At 71.0% G+C, this 17,778-nt stretch carries 12 protein-coding genes; all 12 read left to right on the top strand.

The window, feature by feature from the left end; all coding sequences use genetic code 11:
• The 12 genes from MWM08_RS09340 (at position 1) to MWM08_RS09285 (ending at position 17,726) form a co-directional block, all read left to right on the top strand.
• Positions 1-1,719 (top strand): ATP-binding cassette domain-containing protein, encoded by a 1,719-nt coding sequence (locus tag MWM08_RS09340; RefSeq protein WP_244459166.1) that lies wholly within the window; start codon positions 1-3, stop codon positions 1,717-1,719.
• The gene (locus MWM08_RS09335) at positions 1,716-3,362 is read left to right on the top strand and encodes an ATP-binding cassette domain-containing protein (RefSeq protein ID WP_244459165.1); all 1,647 of its coding nucleotides are present in this window, start codon (positions 1,716-1,718) and stop codon (positions 3,360-3,362) included. Before MWM08_RS09340 ends, MWM08_RS09335 begins: the two co-directional genes overlap by 4 nt.
• On the top strand, positions 3,359-4,693 hold the full coding sequence (locus MWM08_RS09330) for an HlyD family type I secretion periplasmic adaptor subunit (RefSeq protein ID WP_244459164.1): 1,335 nt from the start codon (positions 3,359-3,361) through the stop codon (positions 4,691-4,693). Before MWM08_RS09335 ends, MWM08_RS09330 begins: the two co-directional genes overlap by 4 nt.
• A gap of 61 nt (positions 4,694-4,754) precedes the next feature.
• Complete coding sequence (locus MWM08_RS09325) at positions 4,755-8,645, top strand: glycoside hydrolase family 99-like domain-containing protein (protein WP_244459163.1); 3,891 nt, start codon at positions 4,755-4,757, stop codon at positions 8,643-8,645.
• Between the two features lie 51 nt (positions 8,646-8,696).
• Entirely contained in the window at positions 8,697-9,140 is a 444-nt protein-coding gene (locus tag MWM08_RS09320; RefSeq protein ID WP_244459162.1) for a hypothetical protein, read from the top strand.
• Positions 9,141-9,176: 36 nt separating this feature from the next.
• The gene (locus MWM08_RS09315) at positions 9,177-10,193 is read left to right on the top strand and encodes a hypothetical protein (RefSeq protein ID WP_244459161.1); all 1,017 of its coding nucleotides are present in this window, start codon (positions 9,177-9,179) and stop codon (positions 10,191-10,193) included.
• A 43-nt stretch (positions 10,194-10,236) separates the two neighbouring features.
• Positions 10,237-11,439: a polysaccharide pyruvyl transferase family protein gene (locus MWM08_RS09310; RefSeq protein ID WP_244459160.1), complete on the top strand. Its 1,203-nt coding sequence runs from the start codon at positions 10,237-10,239 to the stop codon at positions 11,437-11,439.
• A gap of 351 nt (positions 11,440-11,790) precedes the next feature.
• Positions 11,791-12,897, top strand: a complete 1,107-nt coding sequence (locus MWM08_RS09305) for a helix-turn-helix domain-containing protein (protein ID WP_244459159.1) — start codon at positions 11,791-11,793, stop codon at positions 12,895-12,897.
• A gap of 183 nt (positions 12,898-13,080) precedes the next feature.
• On the top strand, positions 13,081-14,085 hold the full coding sequence (gene glsA / locus MWM08_RS09300; RefSeq protein ID WP_244459158.1) for a glutaminase A: 1,005 nt from the start codon (positions 13,081-13,083) through the stop codon (positions 14,083-14,085).
• 28 nt (positions 14,086-14,113) lie between these two features.
• Complete coding sequence (locus tag MWM08_RS09295; RefSeq protein WP_244459157.1) at positions 14,114-15,763, top strand: MFS transporter; 1,650 nt, start codon at positions 14,114-14,116, stop codon at positions 15,761-15,763.
• Complete coding sequence (locus MWM08_RS09290) at positions 15,760-16,737, top strand: asparaginase (RefSeq protein ID WP_244459156.1); 978 nt, start codon at positions 15,760-15,762, stop codon at positions 16,735-16,737. The genes MWM08_RS09295 and MWM08_RS09290 overlap by 4 nt, the downstream gene beginning before the upstream one ends.
• Complete coding sequence (locus tag MWM08_RS09285) at positions 16,734-17,726, top strand: lipid A deacylase LpxR family protein (RefSeq protein ID WP_244459155.1); 993 nt, start codon at positions 16,734-16,736, stop codon at positions 17,724-17,726. Before MWM08_RS09290 ends, MWM08_RS09285 begins: the two co-directional genes overlap by 4 nt.
• Positions 17,727-17,778: the final 52 nt, after the last annotated feature.

Below are 17,778 nucleotides of genomic sequence, written 5' to 3'. Positions count from 1 at the left end.
GTGGCCTCACGTGCCATGGCCGGGATGGCGGCGGAGCTCTCGCGCGCGGCGCGGGCGGCCGCGCTGCTGGGCCTGGCGGGCGCGCTCGGTCCCTTCGCACTGGTGATGATGACCGTGCAGTTCTACGCGCTGGTGGTGCCGACCGGCAGCCTGGGCACGGCGCTCGGCCTCGGCGCGGGCTTCGCGTTGGTCGCGGCGGCAGTGGTGGCGCTGACCCAATTGCGCGAGCGGCTGCTGCTGCTGAGCACCGAACGCCTGGTACGCCGCCTGACGGCACGCGCGCTGGCCGCGGCGACCGCGCGCGCCGCGACCCCGGCCGCCGCCGCGGAAGGCGTGCTGCGCGACATCGACCAGGTGCGCCGCGGCATCGCCGGCCCGCTCTCGGCGATCGCGCTGGATGCGATGCTGGTGCCGGCGCTGCTGCTGCTGCTCGCGTACTTTCACTGGGCCTTCGCGTTGTTCGCCGGCGCCGCGGCGGCGCTGGCGCTGCTGCTGGGCCTCGCGGCGCATCGCGCGACACGCGTCGCGTTGGCGGATTCCAACGACGCCGCGGGCCAGGCGGCGCGGCTGGTGGCCGATGCCGCACGCGCCGCCGAGGCGGTCGAGGCGATGGGCATGTTGCCCGCGCTGGTGCGCCGATGGGCCGGCGCCCTTGCGCGCGGCACCGGCGGGCTTAGGCGCGCGCAATCCGCCGCGCGTGCCGCACAGGCGGCAACCAGCGCACTGTATGGCGTCGCGCAGGGTGGGGCGGTCGCGGTCGGCGTGCTGGTCATCATCGACGGCAGCAACGCCGGTTACGGCATCCTGGCCGGAATGCTGCTCACAGCGCGGGTCATGGACCCCTTCTCCCGCCTGGGTACGCAGATGGAGGACGCGGCGGCGGCACGCGCGGCCTGGCAGCGGCTGGACCGGCTGCTCGCGGCAGATGAGGCCGCGCCCGCACCGCAGACGCGCGCCTTCCCCTGCCCCGAGGGACGCCTGGTCCTCGACCGCGTCACGCTGGTCCTGCCCGGCGCGGCGCGGCCGTTGTTGCGCGATGTCGGTCTGGTGGTCGCGCCGGGCGACACGGTGGCGCTGGCCGGACCGCCGGGGACGGGCAAGTCCACGCTGCTGCGCGTCATCCTCGGCCTGCAGGCGACCAATGCCGGCGATGCCTTCCTCGACGGCCACGCCACCGCGCAGTGGGACCGCGCAGACCTCGCCCGGCATGTTGGCTACCTGCCGCAAGACCCGGTACTCGGCGGGGAGACGATCGCGGCCGCCATCGCGAGGCTGGCACCCGCGCCCGACATGGCTGCGGTGATGGAGGCGGCACGGATCGCCGGCGCGCTGCGTATGGTGGCAGGCTTGCCGCACGGCTTCGCGACCCGCCTGGGGGACGCACCGCCGCTGTCGATGGGCCAGCGGCAGCGCGTCGCCCTGGCGCGCGCGGTGTTCGGCACGCCGAGGCTGGTCCTGCTGGACGAACCGGCGGCCTTCCTGGATGCCGAGGGCGAGACGGCGGTCGCCGCGCTGATCGCGGCACTCACGGCGCGCGGCACGGCGGTCATCTTCACTTCGCACCGCGAAGGGCTGCTGCGGTCGGCGACGCGGGTGCTAACGCTGCGCGACGGTGCGCTGCTGCCCGTCGGCAAGGCCCCACTCTCCCTGGCTGCGCCCGCACGGCGCGCGGCCCTGCCCGCGCCGCCCCTGCGGATCGCGTCGTCGGTGGCGGCATGAACGCGACCCTGACGCCGGCGCTGCTGCCGCCGCGCCTGCTGGCGCCGACGCTTGCGGTCTGCGTGGTGCTCTCGGTTGCGGTGCAGGCGACCATGCTGACCGCACCGATGCTGACCATGCATGTCTTCGACGGTGTGCTGGAAAGCCGCAACCTCGGTACGCTGTGGGTGCTCTCGGCAGCCTTCCTGGCGGCGCTGCTGTTGGGCGGTGTGCTGCAATACCTGCGCGCCGCGCTGCTGGCCGCGCTGGCCGAACGCATCGGGCGGCGGCTGCAGCTCCGGGCTCTCGCGGCCTCGGTGCGCGTGGCACTCGGCGGTGATCGCACGGCCGCCGGGCGCGCGCTGCAGGACGTGGCGGAACTGCGCCGCATGCTGGGCGGATCGATCCCGGCCGATGTGCTGGACCTGCTGTCGATCCCGCTCGCGCTCGGCTTCCTGTGGCTGCTGCATCCGTTATTCTTCCTGGTCGCGCTTATGGCTGCGCTGGTGCAGGGCGCGATCGGGGTGCTGGCCGACCGCGTGACGCGCGGCGCGACCGCGCAGGCCAAGCTGCACGAGGCACGCGGCCGCCGCGGGCTGGTGCAGCAGCTGGGTCTGCGCGAGATGGTGCTTGGCCTCGGCATGCTGCCAGCCGCACTCGCGCGCTTCGCGCCACGCCATGCGCTGGCACTGCAGAGGCGCGGCGGGGCCGAGCGTGACGCCCGCGCCCTGGCAGGCCTGCTGGAACTCGCCGTCTTCGCGCAGCAGGGTGCGATCGTGGGTGCGGGCGTGTGGCTGCTGCTGGCGCACGAGGTCTCACACGGATCGATGCTGGCGGCAGCGACGCTGGTGGCCTTTGCGACGCGACCCGTGGTGCACCTGGTCGGACATTGGCGGGACTGGAGCGAGGGCCTCGCGGCTGCCCGTCGCCTCGCCAAGCTGGTGCGTGCCGGCGCGCCGCCGGAGCGCGCGTCGTGCGCGACCGACGCACCATCGGGCCTGATGGTGCAGGGCCTGAGCCTGTTCGCGCCGGGGCGCACGCGTCCGCTCGTCGACGCGCTGGACCTCGCGCTGCCGCCGGGCAGTGCGCTGGTGCTGGCCGGGCCGAACGGCGCGGGCAAGTCCACGCTGATCCGCGCGCTGCTCGGGCTCGCCGCGCCGGCATCGGGCCGCGTGTTGCTCGATGGGCAGGACACCTGGCGCACGCCACGCGACGCTTTCGCCGGGCGCATCGGCTACCTGCCGCAGGAGGCGCAATTGCTGGACGGGAGCATCCTCGAGAACATCGCGCGCTTCGATGATGACGGCGCCAGCGCCGCCGTTGCGTCCGCGCGGCGCGTCGGCGCGCATGACGCGATCGGCCGCCTGCCGCGTGGCTACGAGAACGCCGCCGGGGCCGATGCCGGTCTGTCAGGCGGCCAGGCCCGGCTGGTCGCGCTGGCGCGTGCCTTCCATGGCGCGCCGCGGGTGATCGTGCTCGACGAACCGGAGGCGGGGCTGGACGGTGCCGCGCGCGCGGGCGTGCGGGCCGGCGTCGCCGCGGCACGCGCGGAGGGCAGCGTCGTGCTGCTGGTCTCGCACGACGTGGCTGCCTGGCGCGGCGCGGTCGATGGCGTGCTGCGCCTGACCGGCGAGGGCCCCTGGACGCTGGAGACTACGGCATGAGCGCGGCCGCGGATGCGCTGGAAGCCGCCTTCGACGCGGCGGTGCCACAGCCGCGCCTGGGCCGGCTCATCGGCATCGCGGCCGCGGTGCTGGTGGTCGGCGTGGGTGGGCTGCTGGGCTGGGCGGCGATCACGCCGATCGAACGCGCGGTGATCGGCCAGGGCACGCTGGTGGCTGAGGGTCGGCGCAAATCCGTCACGCTGCTCGAACCCGGGATCCTGCGCGAACTGCTGGTGCGCGAGGGCGAGCGTGTGGCAGCGGGGCAGCCGCTGCTGCGGCTCGATACCACCCAGGCGGATGCTTCCGCGGCGCAGGCGCGCGCAGTGTTCTGGGGGCAGTCGGTGCGCGCGGCCCGGCTGGTCGCCGAACAGCAGGAAAGCCGGCGGATGATGCTGCCTGACGGCGCCGGCGCGGCGGGTCGTATCGACCCCGCGATCGCGTCGTTGATCGAGGCCGAGGGCCGCCTCTTTGCCGCGCGCTGGGAAGCCTATGACGGCGCGGTGGGGGTCAGCCGCACGCGCGTCGCGCAGTTGCGCGAGCAGGTGGTGGCCTATGCCGCGCAGCGCGAGGCGACGGCCACGCGCGTGGCCGCCATCCGTGCCGAGTTGGAAGGTGTCACACAGCTTCTCGCGCGTGGTTTCGCCACACGCACGCGACTGTGGGAGCTGCAGCGCGCGGAGGCGGAACTTTCGGGCAATCTCGGCCAGTTCCAGGCGCAGGAAGCCCAAACCCGCGAGGCGATCGCGCAGGCCGAGCTCGAACTGGCGAACACGCGCCTGGTGCGGCAGCAGGAGGTCGCGCGCGAATTGCAGGACGCGCAGGCGCTGCGCGCGGACGCCGAACAGCGCCTGCGTGGCGCCGAGGACGTGCTGGCACGCCGCGTCGTGACCGCGCCCGAGCCCGGCGTGGTCACCGAAATCCGCTTCTTCACGCCCGGCAGCAGCGTGGGTGCGGGGCAGCCGATCCTGGACCTTGTGCCGGTCGATGACCGCCTGGTGGCGGAGGTGCGGCTCGCCCTGACCGATGTCGAGAATGTGCGCGTCGGCCAGCCGGCGCGGCTGCGCCTCGCGGCCTTCCGCACGCGCGACGTGCCGCTGATCGAGACGGCGGTGACGTATCTCTCGGCGGATCGGCAGATCGATGCGCAGGGCGGGTCGTACTTTGCCGCTCGGCTGTCGGTCGACCCGAGCGTCCTCGGCGAATTGCCGTCGGGCACCACGCTGGCACCGGGCATGCCGGTCGAGGCCTTCCTGCTCGGCGAACGGCGCTCTGCTCTCGACTATGTGCTCAGGCCGCTGACCGATGGCCTGCGCCGATCGCTGCGGGATTGAGTGATGGGTAACCATCCCCCGCTAGACCCTGAGGCTGCTCCATCATGACGAGGCGCTGCGCATGACCGAGTTCTTCGCCCTGCTGGACCGCCGTCGCGGCGTGCAGCCCGCACAGCGCGCCGAGGACGCCGCGCCGGCGCCGGCTGAGGCTACGCCTGTCGCACAGGAGGCGGTTCGCGCGGTGCGGATGGCGACACTCGCGGGCACCGGGCTGTTCGATGCGGCGCACTACCTCGCAGCCTATCCGGACATCGCCGCGGCGGGCATCGAGCCCTTCGCGCATTTCTACGACCACGGCTACACCGAAGGGCGCCGGCCGAACCCGTATTTCGACCCGCTCTGGTACCTCGCGCAGAACCCGGATGTCGCACAAGGCGGGCTGAACCCGCTGTTCCATTACGCCTTCCACGGCGATGCCGAGGGGCGCCGGCCGGGCCCGCTGTTCGACCCCGCGTGGTACCGCGAACGCTATGGGCTGCCGGTGAACGAGAATGCGCTGGCGCATTGGCTGAGGCACCGCGCGACCGGCCGCTTCAGTCCAATGCCCGACTTTGACGTCGACTACTACCTGGCGCGCAACCCGGATGTGGCGGCCGCGGGCGTCGATCCCTTCGAGCACTTCTGGTGCCAGGGGTACAAGGAAGGACGCGACCCCTCGCCCGCCTTCGATGTGCGCTTCTATGCGCAGCGCTATCTGCTCGGCGATCTGTCGGAAAACCCCTTCGCGCACTGGCTCGCGCATCGCCACGAACCCGGTGTGCATGGCCGCATGCCCGATGACGAGGCCTCCGTCCCGCGCGAGGTGAAGCGCTTCACCCGGCCTGGTCCCGATTTCGAGGAGGTGCGCCCGCTGCCGCCCGATGCGGTGAAGCGGGTGAAGCTGCTCACCTACTACCTGCCGCAGTTCCACGCCTTCCCGCAGAACGACGCCTGGTGGGGCCGCGGCTTCACCGAATGGACGAATGTGCCGCGCGGGCTGCCGCGCTTCCGTGGGCACTACCAGCCGCGCGTGCCACGCGACCTCGGCTTTTATTCGCTCGAAGGCAGCGAGACCTTCCGGCGACAGGTCGAGATGGCGAAGGCCGGCGGCGTGCATGGCTTCGTCTTCTACTTCTACTGGTTCAACGGCACGCGCCTGCTCGACGCGCCTGTCGAGCGCTTCCTGGCCGACCCGTCGATCGACATGCCCTTCGCCCTGATGTGGGCCAACGAAAACTGGACGCGCCGCTGGGATGGCGCCGAGAGCGAGGTGCTGATCTCGCAGGACTACAAGCCCGACGACGACGAACGCATGGTGGATGAATTCGCCCGACATTTCCGCGATGCGCGCTACATCCGCGTGGGTGGACGGCCGGTGCTGATGGTCTATCGCCCTGCACTGATCCCCGACAGCAAGTCCACCATCGCGCGCTGGCGCACGCTGTTCCGCGACCGCCATGGGGAAGACCCGCTGCTGGTAATGGCGCAGGGCTTCGGCGATTTCGACCCCCGCCCGCATGGGCTTGACGGCGCGATCGAATTCCCACCGCACAAGCTGACGCAGAATCTCGAACCCGTCGCGACAGGGCTCGACATCCTCGACCCGGACTTCACGGGCAAGGTCTATACTTATGAGGCGGTCACGCAGGTCTCGCTGTCCGAGCCGCCGCCGCCCTTCCCCCTGATCCGCACCGCGGTGCCGTCCTGGGACAATGACGCGCGCCGGCAGGGCAACGGCCTGGTGATCACGGGCAGCACGCCGGCCAAGTATGAGGCCTGGCTCGCCGCATTGATCGAACACGCGGGCCAGCACCCCTTCCACGGCGAGGCGATCGTCTGCGTCAATGCCTGGAACGAATGGTGCGAGGGGGCCTACCTCGAACCCGACCTGCATTTCGGCGGCGCCTACCTGAACGCCACCGCGCGCGCCGTGACAGGTGCGACCCGCCTGGGCGACGAAGCACCGCCGCGCATCCTGCTGGTCGGCCACGACGCCTTCCCCGGCGGTGCGCAGCAATTGCTGCTGTCGATCGGCACGACGCTCAGGCGCGCGCATGGCGCGGAGGTGGAATTTCTGCTGCTCGGCGGCGGGGCGCTCGAAGCTGACTACCGGCGCGTCGCGCCGACCACCGTTGTTGCCGGCCACGCGGCGCTGTCCGCACGTGTGGGCGCGATGGCGGCACGTGGCTGGCGCCATGCGATCGTGAACACAACCGCGGCGGGGCCGGCTGTCGCGACACTACGCGCCGCGGGGATCGGCGCGGTGCTGCTGGTGCACGAATTACCACGGCTGATCCGCGAGAAGCATCTCGCCGATGGCGCGCGCGCCGGCATCGCTTCCGCGCGCCAGGTGGTCTTCCCCGCCCCCTTCGTACGCGACGAGGTGCTGGCGGAACTCGGCCTCGAAGCCGATGAGCGCTGCGTGCTGCGTCCGCAGGGCATCTACAAGGACATCGCGGCGCCACCAGGCTCGGGCGCGCGGATCCGCGCCGAACTCGGCATCGCGGAAGGTGAGCGCCTCGTGCTCGGCATCGGATACGCCGACATGCGCAAGGGCTTCGACCTGTTCCTGCAGCTGTGGCGGCTGCTGCGCTGGCGTGGCCGCCGGCGCGTGCATCTGTGCTGGCTGGGCGGCATGGACCCGCAGATGCAGGCCTGGCTCGCCGACGAGATCGAGGCCGCGCGCGCGACCGGCACCTTCCACATGCCGGGCCGGCGCGATGACGTCGGTGCATTCCTCCGCGCAGCGGATGCCTATGCGCTGACCTCGCGCGAGGATCCCTTCCCGTCGGTCGCGCTCGAGGCGATCGCCGCCGGGCGGCCCGTGGTGGCCTTCGGCCGCAGCGGCGGCATCCCGGACATGCTGGCCGAGACCGGCGCCGGCAGCGTGGTCCCATATGGCGACGTCACCGCCATGGCCGAGGCGATCTCGGCCTCGATGCAGCCCGCCGGCGGCGAGGCGGCCCGCGACAAGGCGGCGACCATGCGCCGGCGGGTCGCTGCGGCGCGCTTCGGCTGGCGGCCGTACGTGCGCGACCTGCTGCGGCTCGCGGCGCCGGACCTGCCCGCGGTCTCGGTCGCGGTGCCGAACTACAACTACGCGCGCTTCATGCCCGAACGCCTGGGCTCGGTCTTCGCGCAGAGCCTGCCGGTACACGAAGTCATCGTGCTGGACGATTGCTCCACGGATGACAGCCTGGAGGTGATCCGCGCGGTCGCCAGGCGGCATGGGCGCGAGATCCGTCTCGCCCCCAACACCGCCAACAGCGGGTCGGTCTTCGCGCAATGGCGCAAGGCGGCCGAGATGGCGCAGGGCGACTACGTCTGGATCGCCGAGGCCGACGACCTGTCAGACCCCGATTTCCTGCTGCGCGCCACCGCGCGCATGAAGGCGGACCCGTCGATCCGCTTCGCCTTCACCGACAGTAGCACGATCGCTGCCGACGGATCGGCGATGTGGCCGGACTACAAGGGCTACTACGCAACGCTGGAATCCGGCGCGCTCCAGCACAGCGAGGTTTTCGCCGCCGCGGACTTCGTGCGCCGCTTCCTCGCGGTGAAGAACCTGGTGCTGAACGTGAGCGCGGTGGTGTGGCGGCGCGATGCGCTGCTCGCGGCGCTGGATGCCTGCGCCGAGGATCTGCGCGGCTTCCGCATGGCCGGCGATTGGCGGCTCTACCTGCAGGCGCTGGCCGTGCCGGGCGCGCGCGTGGCCTACGAGGCCGCGCCGCTCAACGTGCATCGCCGCCACGCCGCCAGCGTGACGCATGCACTCGACGGCGGTCGGCATGTCGAGGAGATCGCCCGCTGCCACGCCTACGCGCGCGACGCCTTTCCCGATGCCGTCGCCGCCGCGCCGGCGCAGCAAGCCTACGTCGCGGAGGTCTCCGCCCAGCTCGGCGTCGCGGCGCCCGCAGCGGCTGCGAAGCCGAAGCGGCGCCGCGCTGCCCGCCCGAAACGCCGCGCGACATGACGCGGCGCATCGCCAGCCAACAGCCCACCCACCGCACAGGAGCCTGAACCGATGTATGTCCCCCCCTATGATGCCGTTCTCGCCAGCATCGGCACCTCGCGCGAGGCGCTGCGCACCGAGCAGTCCGTCACCATGCCGATCGGGCTGTTCCGCTTCCTGCTGCAGATCGCAGTCGCGAACGGCGACTTCAACGAGGCCGGCTACCTCGAGGCCAATCCCGACGTGGCGGACGCCCTGCAGTCGGGCACCATCGACAGCGCGCGGCTGCACTACATCGGCTTCGGCTATTTCGAAGGCCGCCAGGGCGGCACGCCCGACGTGGACGAACGCTGGTACCTGCGGTCCAACCCCGATGTCGGCGCGGCGGTGAAGGCGGGCAAGCTCAGTTCGGGGCGCGAGCATTTCTCGATGATCGGCGCCTCCGAATGGCGCAGCCCGAGCCCGCGCTACGAGGCCGATGCGCAGCAGTGGAAGCGCGCGCTCGAGGACGCCTGACCCGCCAGCGCCCCCCCGCGGGCAGGAGAGCCGAGCGTGACACGCGTCGTCATCCACATCGGATCGCACAAGACCGGGACCACCTACCTGCAGCGCGGCTTCGTCGCGCTGCGCCCGGACCTGCGTGCCGCCGGCATCGACTACCCCGTGCAGTGGCAGGACCACCTGCACGGGCATCATTCGCTGGTGCGGCTGCTGGCGGCGGGGGATGCCGAGACCCCCGCGCGCCTCGCGGTCCTGGCGGGGGAAGCCGGGCACGGCGGCCGCGCGCTGCTGCTCTCCAGCGAGAACTTCGAGGACATCGAAGCCGCCGCGATCGGACGCCTGGCATCAGCCCTGCACGGCCACCAGGTCGAGATCGTGTACTTCCTGCGCCGCTGGCAGGGCCTGGTGCCCTCCGCCTGGCAGGAGGCGGTCAAGCAGGGCGGCAGCGAGACCTTCCCGCAATTCCTGCTTGCGCACATGCTGCGGCTGGCCGACAGCCCGCTTCTCAACCCCGGCATCACGCTCGGCCGGTTCGCGGAGGCCTTCGGCCGCCAAGCGATAAGGCTGGTAGCCTATGATCGGCTGGTCGAGCAGGGCGAGGAACTGCTCGGCTTCTTCCTGCGCGCCGTACTCGGCGTGGCAGTCGCACCGCCGGAGCAGGCGGGCCGGATCAACCGCGCCCTGCCGCCCGCGGATGTCGAGATCATTCGCGCGCTGAACGCCGCGGCGCAGCGCTCACCAGACAGCCTGCCCGGCGGCGTCTGGCCGATGCGGCTGTTCTTTGAACTTGGCCGCCACGGGCTACCCGCGATCGCCACCCTGCGCCGCGTTATGGCGCAACACGTGACGCGCCAGGTACTGCCCACCATGCCCGCCCTGCGCGCGGTGGAACGCGACGTGATCGCGCGCTTCGGCCCTGCGCTGCCCGGCGACGTGCCGGAAGCCGCCCCGGCCGAGGCCGAACATGTCGCCGGCACCTACTGGATGGAACCGTCGGTGCCGGCCGCCTTCGCCGAGCTGCGCGCGGCGATCCGACAGACCCACGCCGAGGCGGCGCTCGCCGCATGACCGAGATTCTTGGCCAAAACGCCGCCTCCCGCAGGAGATCCCCATGACCAACCTCGGCCACACGCCACCGTTCCGGATCTCCGCACCCGGCAAGCGCATCTGCTTCTGGGGCGCGCCGGCGCATGTGCCGCCCTTCGGATCGCTGTTCGAAGGGCTCGACCTCACCGGTGCCAATACCGGCAACCTGTTCATCGGGCACGGGCTGTTCCATGGCGTGGACTGCGCCCACAAGGCGTTCCATCCGGGGTTCGGCGCCATCCCGGCCGAACGCCTGCACGAACACTTCGATATGCTGTTCGTGCCGGCGTCGAATTTCGTGGGCAATGGCGTCGACCTCACGGCCCATGCCGACTACTTCGCCCGCACGCGGCTGCCGATCTTCTGCTTCGGCCTGGGGTCGCAGCTGCGCCCCGGCGAGGCGCCCGCGCTGAAGCCTGGCACCGAACGCCTGCTGCATCTGCTCGCGGAGCGCGGCGGGTCGATCGGCGTCCGCGGCGCCTTCACCGCCGACGTGCTCTGGCGCATGGGGATCCGCAACACCAGCATCGTCGGCTGCCCGTCCCTGCTGGGCCTGCAGGCATCGGCGCTGGAACGGCTCGCCGCCGCCAGGCCGGCACTCGACAAGATCGCTCTGAACCTGTCGAACAACGTGCGCCGGCACGCTCTGCATCCCGAGGCAATGCGCACCTCGGAAAATGGCCTGTTCCAGCGGCTGCTGGGCGAGAACGCCTTCTACATCCTGCAGAACGAGCGCCCGGAGATCGAGCTGCTGGCCGCCATCGCCGCTGGCGAGGCCGCCAAGGTGACGGACGCCGTCCAGCGGATCGCCGACATCTTCGACATCTCGGGGTCGCGGGATGACATCAAGGCGTTCCTGGAACGCCGGGTGCGCATCTTCTACGCCGTGGACGACTGGGTCGGCTGCATGGCGACCATGAGCCTCGCGATCGGTTCGCGCTTCCATGGCAACGTGGCGGCCTTGCTGGCCGGCACGCCGTCGCTTTGCCTAGTGCACGACATGCGCACGCGCGAGTTGTGCGAATTGCTGCGGCTGCCACATGTCGTGCTGGACCGGCGCATCGCGGCGGAGGAACTCCTGGAGCGCGGACTGGATGCCGACTTCGGACCCTTCCTCGCGAACCGGCCTCGGCTAATGACGGAGTGGAGCCTGTTCCTCGCGCGCAACGGGCTCGAGCCCGTCCCCGAGACGACGCGCGCCCCGGCGCTGGCCGAAATGCTGGCCTGATGCCGCCGCGGGCCGCTGGTCTGCACAACACGCGCCGATACAATCGAATGTGAAATGAATATGAGGCCGAACAGCCGGCACCGGCAATACGCGACCTTACTGATATAAGGCAGCCTTTGCATTCGACAGCGATCTCTCGCTACACTTGTCACCCGATCACTAGATCGACTGCATCGAGCCGCATCCTATACAGAAGAACCTGCTGCATCCCAGTCGCAGGAATTTACTGTCGCGGCCCGGCATACGCACCGCCAGGCGCCTCGCACGCGATTTTGCTTGAGTGGCCGCCGGGCCAAGTGTTTCCTGCGGCCCTCGCGGGTACCCAAAGAAAGCCCGCACCGGGAGTGACACATGCCAAGCCAGTCGGCGCGACGGCCTGCAACGCCGCGCGGGGAAGGCGGGACCGCCGACGACTTCACCGGCACCGCGGTGCGCCCGTTGGTGCTCAGCACCCGCGGCCTTGCGCCGCATCATCAATTCGAAGCGTGGCGCGATCTCTCCGTCCCGTACCTCGATACCGGCCGGCCGAAGTCACAACATGATCGTGGTTTCGAGGCGCGCGGAACGGCGCTGCCCTTCGGCGCCTTTATGTACTACCACGCGGTCCTGCCGCCCTATGACTACAGCCGGTCGCAGGCGCGCATCCGCCGCGATTCGCTCGACCACTGGATCATCGGCATCTGTCGACGGGGCACCCAGCGCCAGCGCAGCGGCAATGCCGAAGTGACCTTCGACCTGGGCGTTCCCTATGTCCTGACCATGGCCCGCCCGTTCGAGGCACAGCGCGAGGGCGCCGAAATCGAATGGGCCTCCCTGTTCGTCGCGCGTGATTCGATGCCAGAGCTCGAACCGCTCTTTTCGGCCACGCTCTATCGACCCTTGGCCGGGCCTGCAGGCCGCCTGCTCGCCACCTACCTCGAAACCATGCAGGAGGTGTCGCAGAACCTGCGCGCGAGCGAAATCGCACATCTCGAAACCGCGACGCGGGCGCTGCTCGCGGCGGCATTGGAGGGCAGCCGCGATGCGCTGGAAGCGGCGTGTCCGCAGATCGAACACCTCCAGCTCTCCCGCATCAAGCGGCTGATCCGCGCCAATCTCGGGTCCGCGACGCTTGGCCCGGGGCGGCTTTGTGCCATGGGCGGCGTATCGCGGTCCGCCCTGTACCGGTTGTTTGAACCGCTCGGCGGCGTGGCGTGCTACATCCAGCGCGAGAGGCTGCGGTGCGCCTACCGCTTGCTCACCGATCCCCATGACCGCCGTGGCATCGCCCAGATGGCCGAGGCGGTCGGCTTCTTCGAACCTTCCAGCTTCAGCCGGTCCTTTCGCGCGCATTTCGGCGCTACCCCGCGCGAGTTGCGCATGGCCGCGCTTGAGGGTCGCGGCACGCTGCCACACGCGGCCTTCAACGCGCCGGGCCAGGGGCCATCCAGTGTGAGCGAGATCCTGCATCGGCTTTAGCGAAGCCCGGGCTCGCGCTGCGCCGCCGGCCCTTTGGAACCCCCGGCCCAATGCCGGGACGTGCCGACCATACGCGGCCCCGCCGCCGCTGATAGGCTCCCGAAATGCCATCCTCCGCCCAAGACCGACCGCACGTCAGCCGCCGGTCCCCAATCCCGGCGCCCGCCCCGGCGGCCAACCACCATGCATGAGCGGCTGCATGCCGAGGAGGCGATGGGCCCTCCGGCCGTGTCCACCGGCCACCTGCCGCCGCCTGGGGTGGTTGCCGAACTGGTGCGCGAGGCCCACGGCCGCTACGGCGCCGTGACCGAGGGCCGCGTCGCCGACTACATCCCCGCCCTGGCCAAGGCCGATCCCGCCTGGTTCGGGATCTGCGTCGCCGGCGTCAATGGCCAGGCCTTCGAGGTTGGTGAGGCGGAACACGCCTTCTCGATCCAGTCGATCTCGAAGCCCTTCGTCTTCGCGTTGGTCTGCCAGGCGCTGGGCGGCGGGCGGGCACGCGCCGCGATCGGCGTGAATGCGACCGGCCTGCCCTTCAACTCGGTCATGGCGATCGAGCTGAACGGCGAGCGTACCGTGAACCCGATGGTCAATGCCGGCGCGATCGCCACCACGAGCCTTGCGCCGGGTGCGGATGCGCAGGAACGCTGGCGCTTCATCCTGGATGGCCTGTCGCGCTTCGCCGGGCGCACGCTGGAGATGGACGAGGAGGTCTACGCTTCGGAAGCCGCGACCAACCAGCGCAACCAGGGCATTGCGCGGCTGCTGCACGGCTATGGCCGGATGTACTGCGATCCGGACGAGGCGACCGACATCTACACGCGGCAATGCGCCGTGCGCGTCACGGCGCGCGACCTCGCGGTGATGGGCGCAACGCTCGCCGATGGCGGGGTAAACCCGATGACCGGGGAACGCGTTCTCGATGCGGATCGCTGCCGCCGCGTGCTGGCGGTCATGGCGACCGCGGGGCTGTACGAGCAGTCGGGCGACTGGCTGTACGAGGTCGGCCTGCCCGGGAAAAGCGGCGTGGCGGGCGGCATCGTCGCGATCGCGCCGGGCAAGGGTGGGCTCGGCGTCTTTTCGCCGCCGCTCGATGCGGCGGGTAACAGCGTGCGCGGGCAGCTCGTCACGCGCTTCCTGTCGGAACGGCTGGGGCTGAACCTGTTCGCCTCGGCGCCGGAGGCCTGAGACACGTCATGACAGGAGTGGACAACCCATGAGCAGCACGGACGCCGCGCCGCCGCGCGAATCCTGGGTGCCGATGATCGCGATCGCACTCGGGCAGATGCTGATGTCGTTCAACGTGGCGGCGCTTCCCGTTTCTCTGGCGGGCATGGTGTCGTCCTTCGGCGTGCCGCCCACCACCATCGCCACCGGCATCGTGATGTATTCGCTCTCGGTCGCCGGCTTCGTGATGCTGGGGGCGAAGCTGGTGCAGCGCTTCGGCTCCACCGCGGTGTTCCGGGTGGTCGTCGGGCTGTTCGGCATCGCGCAGATCCTGATGGTGATCGCGCCGGCGGCGACCTTCATGCTGGTGGCGCAGCTGCTGGCGGGTCTGGCGGCGGCGGTGATCGTCCCCGCGCTGGTGGCGCTGATCGCGCATCATTACCGCGGTCAGCAGCAGGCCACCGCGGTGGGCGCGCTCGGGTCTGCGCGCGCGGCGGCGGGTGTCGCGGCCTTCATGATCGGCGGGATGCTCGGCACCTTCATCGGCTGGCGGCCAGTCTTCGGCATCCTGGTGGTGGCCGCCGCCGTGGTGTTCTGGCTGTCCTTCAAGCTCAAGCCAGAGGAGTCGCGCCCCGAGGTGAAGATCGACATCGTCGGCGTCGCGCTGGCGGCCTGCGCCATCATCATGGTCGTGTTCGGCTTCAACAACCTGAATCGCTGGGGCCTGGGCGTCGCACGGCCGGGCGCGCCGTTCGACGTGATGGGCATGTCGCCCGCGCCGATCATGATCGTGACAGGCATCATCCTGCTGCAGGTCTTCATCGCCTGGTGCAAGCGCGTGGCGGCCCGCGGCGGCACGCCGCTGCTGGATCTGCGCGTCATCACCTCCGGCGAGGAACGCGCGGCGGTCTATGCGATGTTCACCGTGGTCGGGCTCGAGGCCATGCTGAACTTCACCGTGCCGCTCTATATCCAGATCGTGCAGGGGCGCACGCCGATCGAAACCGCGATCGCCATGATGCCCTTCAACCTGACGGTATTCTTCACCGCGATGCTGGTGGTGCGGCTCTATCCCACCGTGCCCCCGCGGCGCATCGCGCAGGGCGGCTTCGCGCTGTGCGTGGTGGGGCTGCTGTGGCTGGCCTGGGTGGTGCGCAACGACTGGTCGGCCGTGCCGGTGATGCTGGGGCTGATCACCTTCGGCATTGGCCAGGGCGCGCTGGTGACGCTGGTGTTCAACGTGCTGGTGACCGCCGCACCGAAGGAGCTGGCGGGCGACGTGGGCTCGCTGCGCGGCACCACGCAGAACCTCGCCGCCGGCGTGGGCACGGCGGTGTCTGGCGCGCTGCTGGTCGGGCTGTTGTCCGCCGGCATCCTGTACCGGATCGCCGAGAACCCCGCCCTGCCGCCTGCGGTGGTAACGCAGATCGACCTCGACAGCATCAATTTCGTCAGCAACGACCGCCTGCTGTCGATCATGGAACGCACCGGCGCCGCGCCGGAGCAGGTGGCCGAGGCGGTGCGCGTGAACACCGAGGCGCGATTGCAGGCGCTCAAGATCGGCCTGCTCATCATGGCGATCGTCGCCGCGCTGGCGATCATCCCGGCCTCGCGCCTGCCGGCCTACCGCCCGGGCGAAATCCCCGACGGGCTACGCCCGCCGCCGCCGGGCAAGCGCGAGGACGAGGCCGCGGCATGAAGCGGCTGCTGATGCTCTCGCTGGGCGGCACCATCACCATGGTGCCGTCCGCCGGCGGGGGCATCGCGCCTAAGCTGGGCGCGGCGGAGCTGGTGGCGTCCGTGCCGGAGCTCGCGACCGTCGCGACCATCGAGGCCGAAAGCGCCGCGCGCCTGCCCAGCCCGTCGCTGACGCCGACGATCCTGGTGGAGGTCGCGCGGCGGATCGAGGCGGCCTTCGCCGACGGCGTGGATGGTGCCGTGGTCATCCAGGGAACCGACACCATCGAGGAGAGTGCCTTCATCCTCGATGCGCTGGTGGGCGGCGACAAGCCGGTGGTGATGACCGGCGCGATGCGCGGCGCCGACGCGCCCGGCGCGGACGGGCCGGCCAATCTGCTGGCGGCCGCACGCGTGGCGGTGTCCGATGCTGCCCGCGGGTTGGGTGCGCTGGCCGTGCTGAACTACGACATCCACGCGGCGCGCTTCGTGCAGAAGACGCATACGACCCTGCCCTCGGCCTTCGCCTCGCCGCTGGTCGGGCCGATCGGCGCGGTGGCGGAAGGCCGCCCACGCATCCATGCGCGCGTGCAGCGCCTGCCTGTGCTGCCGGCCGCCGACGGCCCGCCCGCGCCGATCGCGCTGATCACCTGGGCGATGGGCGATGACGGGCGGATGCTGGCGGCGCTGCCCGGCCTGGGCTATGCGGGCGCCGTGATCGCCGGGATGGGCGCGGGGCATGTGCCGGCCGATGCCGCCGATGCGGTTGGTACGCTGGCAGCGCGCGTGCCGGTGGTGCTCGCCTCGCGCTCCGCGGCGGGGCCGGTCTTCACCAGTACCTATGGCTATGCGGGCGGAGAGATCGACCTGATGGGACGCGGCCTGGTTTCGGCGGGAATGCTCACGGCGCTGAAGGCGCGGCTGCTGCTGGGCCTGGCGCTGCGCGGCGGCGCCGGGCGCGATGCGGCGGCGCGCGCCTTCGCCCCCTACGCATGAGGGCGCTGCGCTTCGCCGCGGCACTCGCCTCAGCCGCCCTGCCCGCCTTGGCTGACGACCGCGTCGAGGGCGAGCACCACGGCACCTGGACCTTCACCTACGAGAACGACCTCCTGGCCGGCACCGATCGCTACTACACCAGCGGCGTGCAGGCGGCCTGGCGGTCGCCGGTCTTCGTGCCGCCATCCTGGCTGGGCTTCCTGACCGACGGGCCGGGCATCGTATTCCCACGCGGCGGCACGCCGCGCTGGGGGCTCTCCGTCGGGCAGAACATCTTCACGCCGGCGGATACGCAGGTGCGCGATCCCGATCCGCTCGACCGGCCCTATGCCGGATGGCTGTACGGGTCGATCGGCCTCGTCTCCTACACCGCGCGCGAATACGGCAGCATCGAATTGCAGCTGGGCATCGTCGGGTCCGGTGCGCTCGGCGAGCAGACGCAGAACGGCGTGCATGATGCGATGAACATCGACCGCGCGCTGGGCTGGGCCTACCAGATCAAGGACGAACCGGGCGTCAACCTGATCGTGACGCGGCAGTGGCGCCTCAACAGCGACCCGATCCTTGACGACGTGGCGGTCGGCATGGTGCCGAGCGTGACCGCCAGCCTGGGCAATGTGCAGACCTATGCATCGGCCGGTCTGATGCTGCGCGTGGGCAATGAGCTGGAGGCGGATTTCGGCCCGCCGCGCATGCGGCCTTCCATCTCCGGATCGAACTTCTACCAGCCGGACGGGCGCTGGGGCTGGTACGCCTTTGTCGGCGTCGATGGCCGCGCGGTGGCGCGCGACATCTTCCTCGACGGCAATACCTGGCGCGAAAGCCGCAGCGTCGACCGCGAAGCGCTCGTCGGCGACGCGAATGCCGGTGTCGCCATCGTCATGCCCTTCGCGCGCCTGACCGTCAGCTACACGGCCCGGTCGCGCGAATTCACCACGCAGCGCAATACTGCGCAGTTCGGCTCGATCAGCCTGTCCTTCCGCTTCTGACCGCCCACCGCGCTATGCCGCCGGGACACTCGGCACAGGGGCGGCATGGCGC

It is taken from the genome of Roseomonas fluvialis (assembly GCF_022846615.1).
Taxonomy (GTDB): Bacteria; Pseudomonadota; Alphaproteobacteria; order Acetobacterales; family Acetobacteraceae; genus Neoroseomonas; species Neoroseomonas fluvialis.
This window is presented reverse-complemented; position numbering and strand designations above follow the sequence as displayed.

Coding starts and splice junctions, on each gene's coding strand:
- MWM08_RS09320 (WP_244459162.1), top strand. CDS start 8,697: ATGTATGTCCCCCCCTATGATGCCGTTCTCGCCAGCATCGGCACCTCG.
- MWM08_RS09335 (WP_244459165.1), top strand. CDS start 1,716: ATGAACGCGACCCTGACGCCGGCGCTGCTGCCGCCGCGCCTGCTGGCG.
- MWM08_RS09290 (WP_244459156.1), top strand. CDS start 15,760: ATGAAGCGGCTGCTGATGCTCTCGCTGGGCGGCACCATCACCATGGTG.
- MWM08_RS09330 (WP_244459164.1), top strand. CDS start 3,359: ATGAGCGCGGCCGCGGATGCGCTGGAAGCCGCCTTCGACGCGGCGGTG.
- MWM08_RS09305 (WP_244459159.1), top strand. CDS start 11,791: ATGCCAAGCCAGTCGGCGCGACGGCCTGCAACGCCGCGCGGGGAAGGC.
- MWM08_RS09285 (WP_244459155.1), top strand. CDS start 16,734: ATGAGGGCGCTGCGCTTCGCCGCGGCACTCGCCTCAGCCGCCCTGCCC.
- MWM08_RS09325 (WP_244459163.1), top strand. CDS start 4,755: ATGACCGAGTTCTTCGCCCTGCTGGACCGCCGTCGCGGCGTGCAGCCC.
- MWM08_RS09295 (WP_244459157.1), top strand. CDS start 14,114: ATGAGCAGCACGGACGCCGCGCCGCCGCGCGAATCCTGGGTGCCGATG.
- glsA (WP_244459158.1), top strand. CDS start 13,081: ATGCATGAGCGGCTGCATGCCGAGGAGGCGATGGGCCCTCCGGCCGTG.
- MWM08_RS09310 (WP_244459160.1), top strand. CDS start 10,237: ATGACCAACCTCGGCCACACGCCACCGTTCCGGATCTCCGCACCCGGC.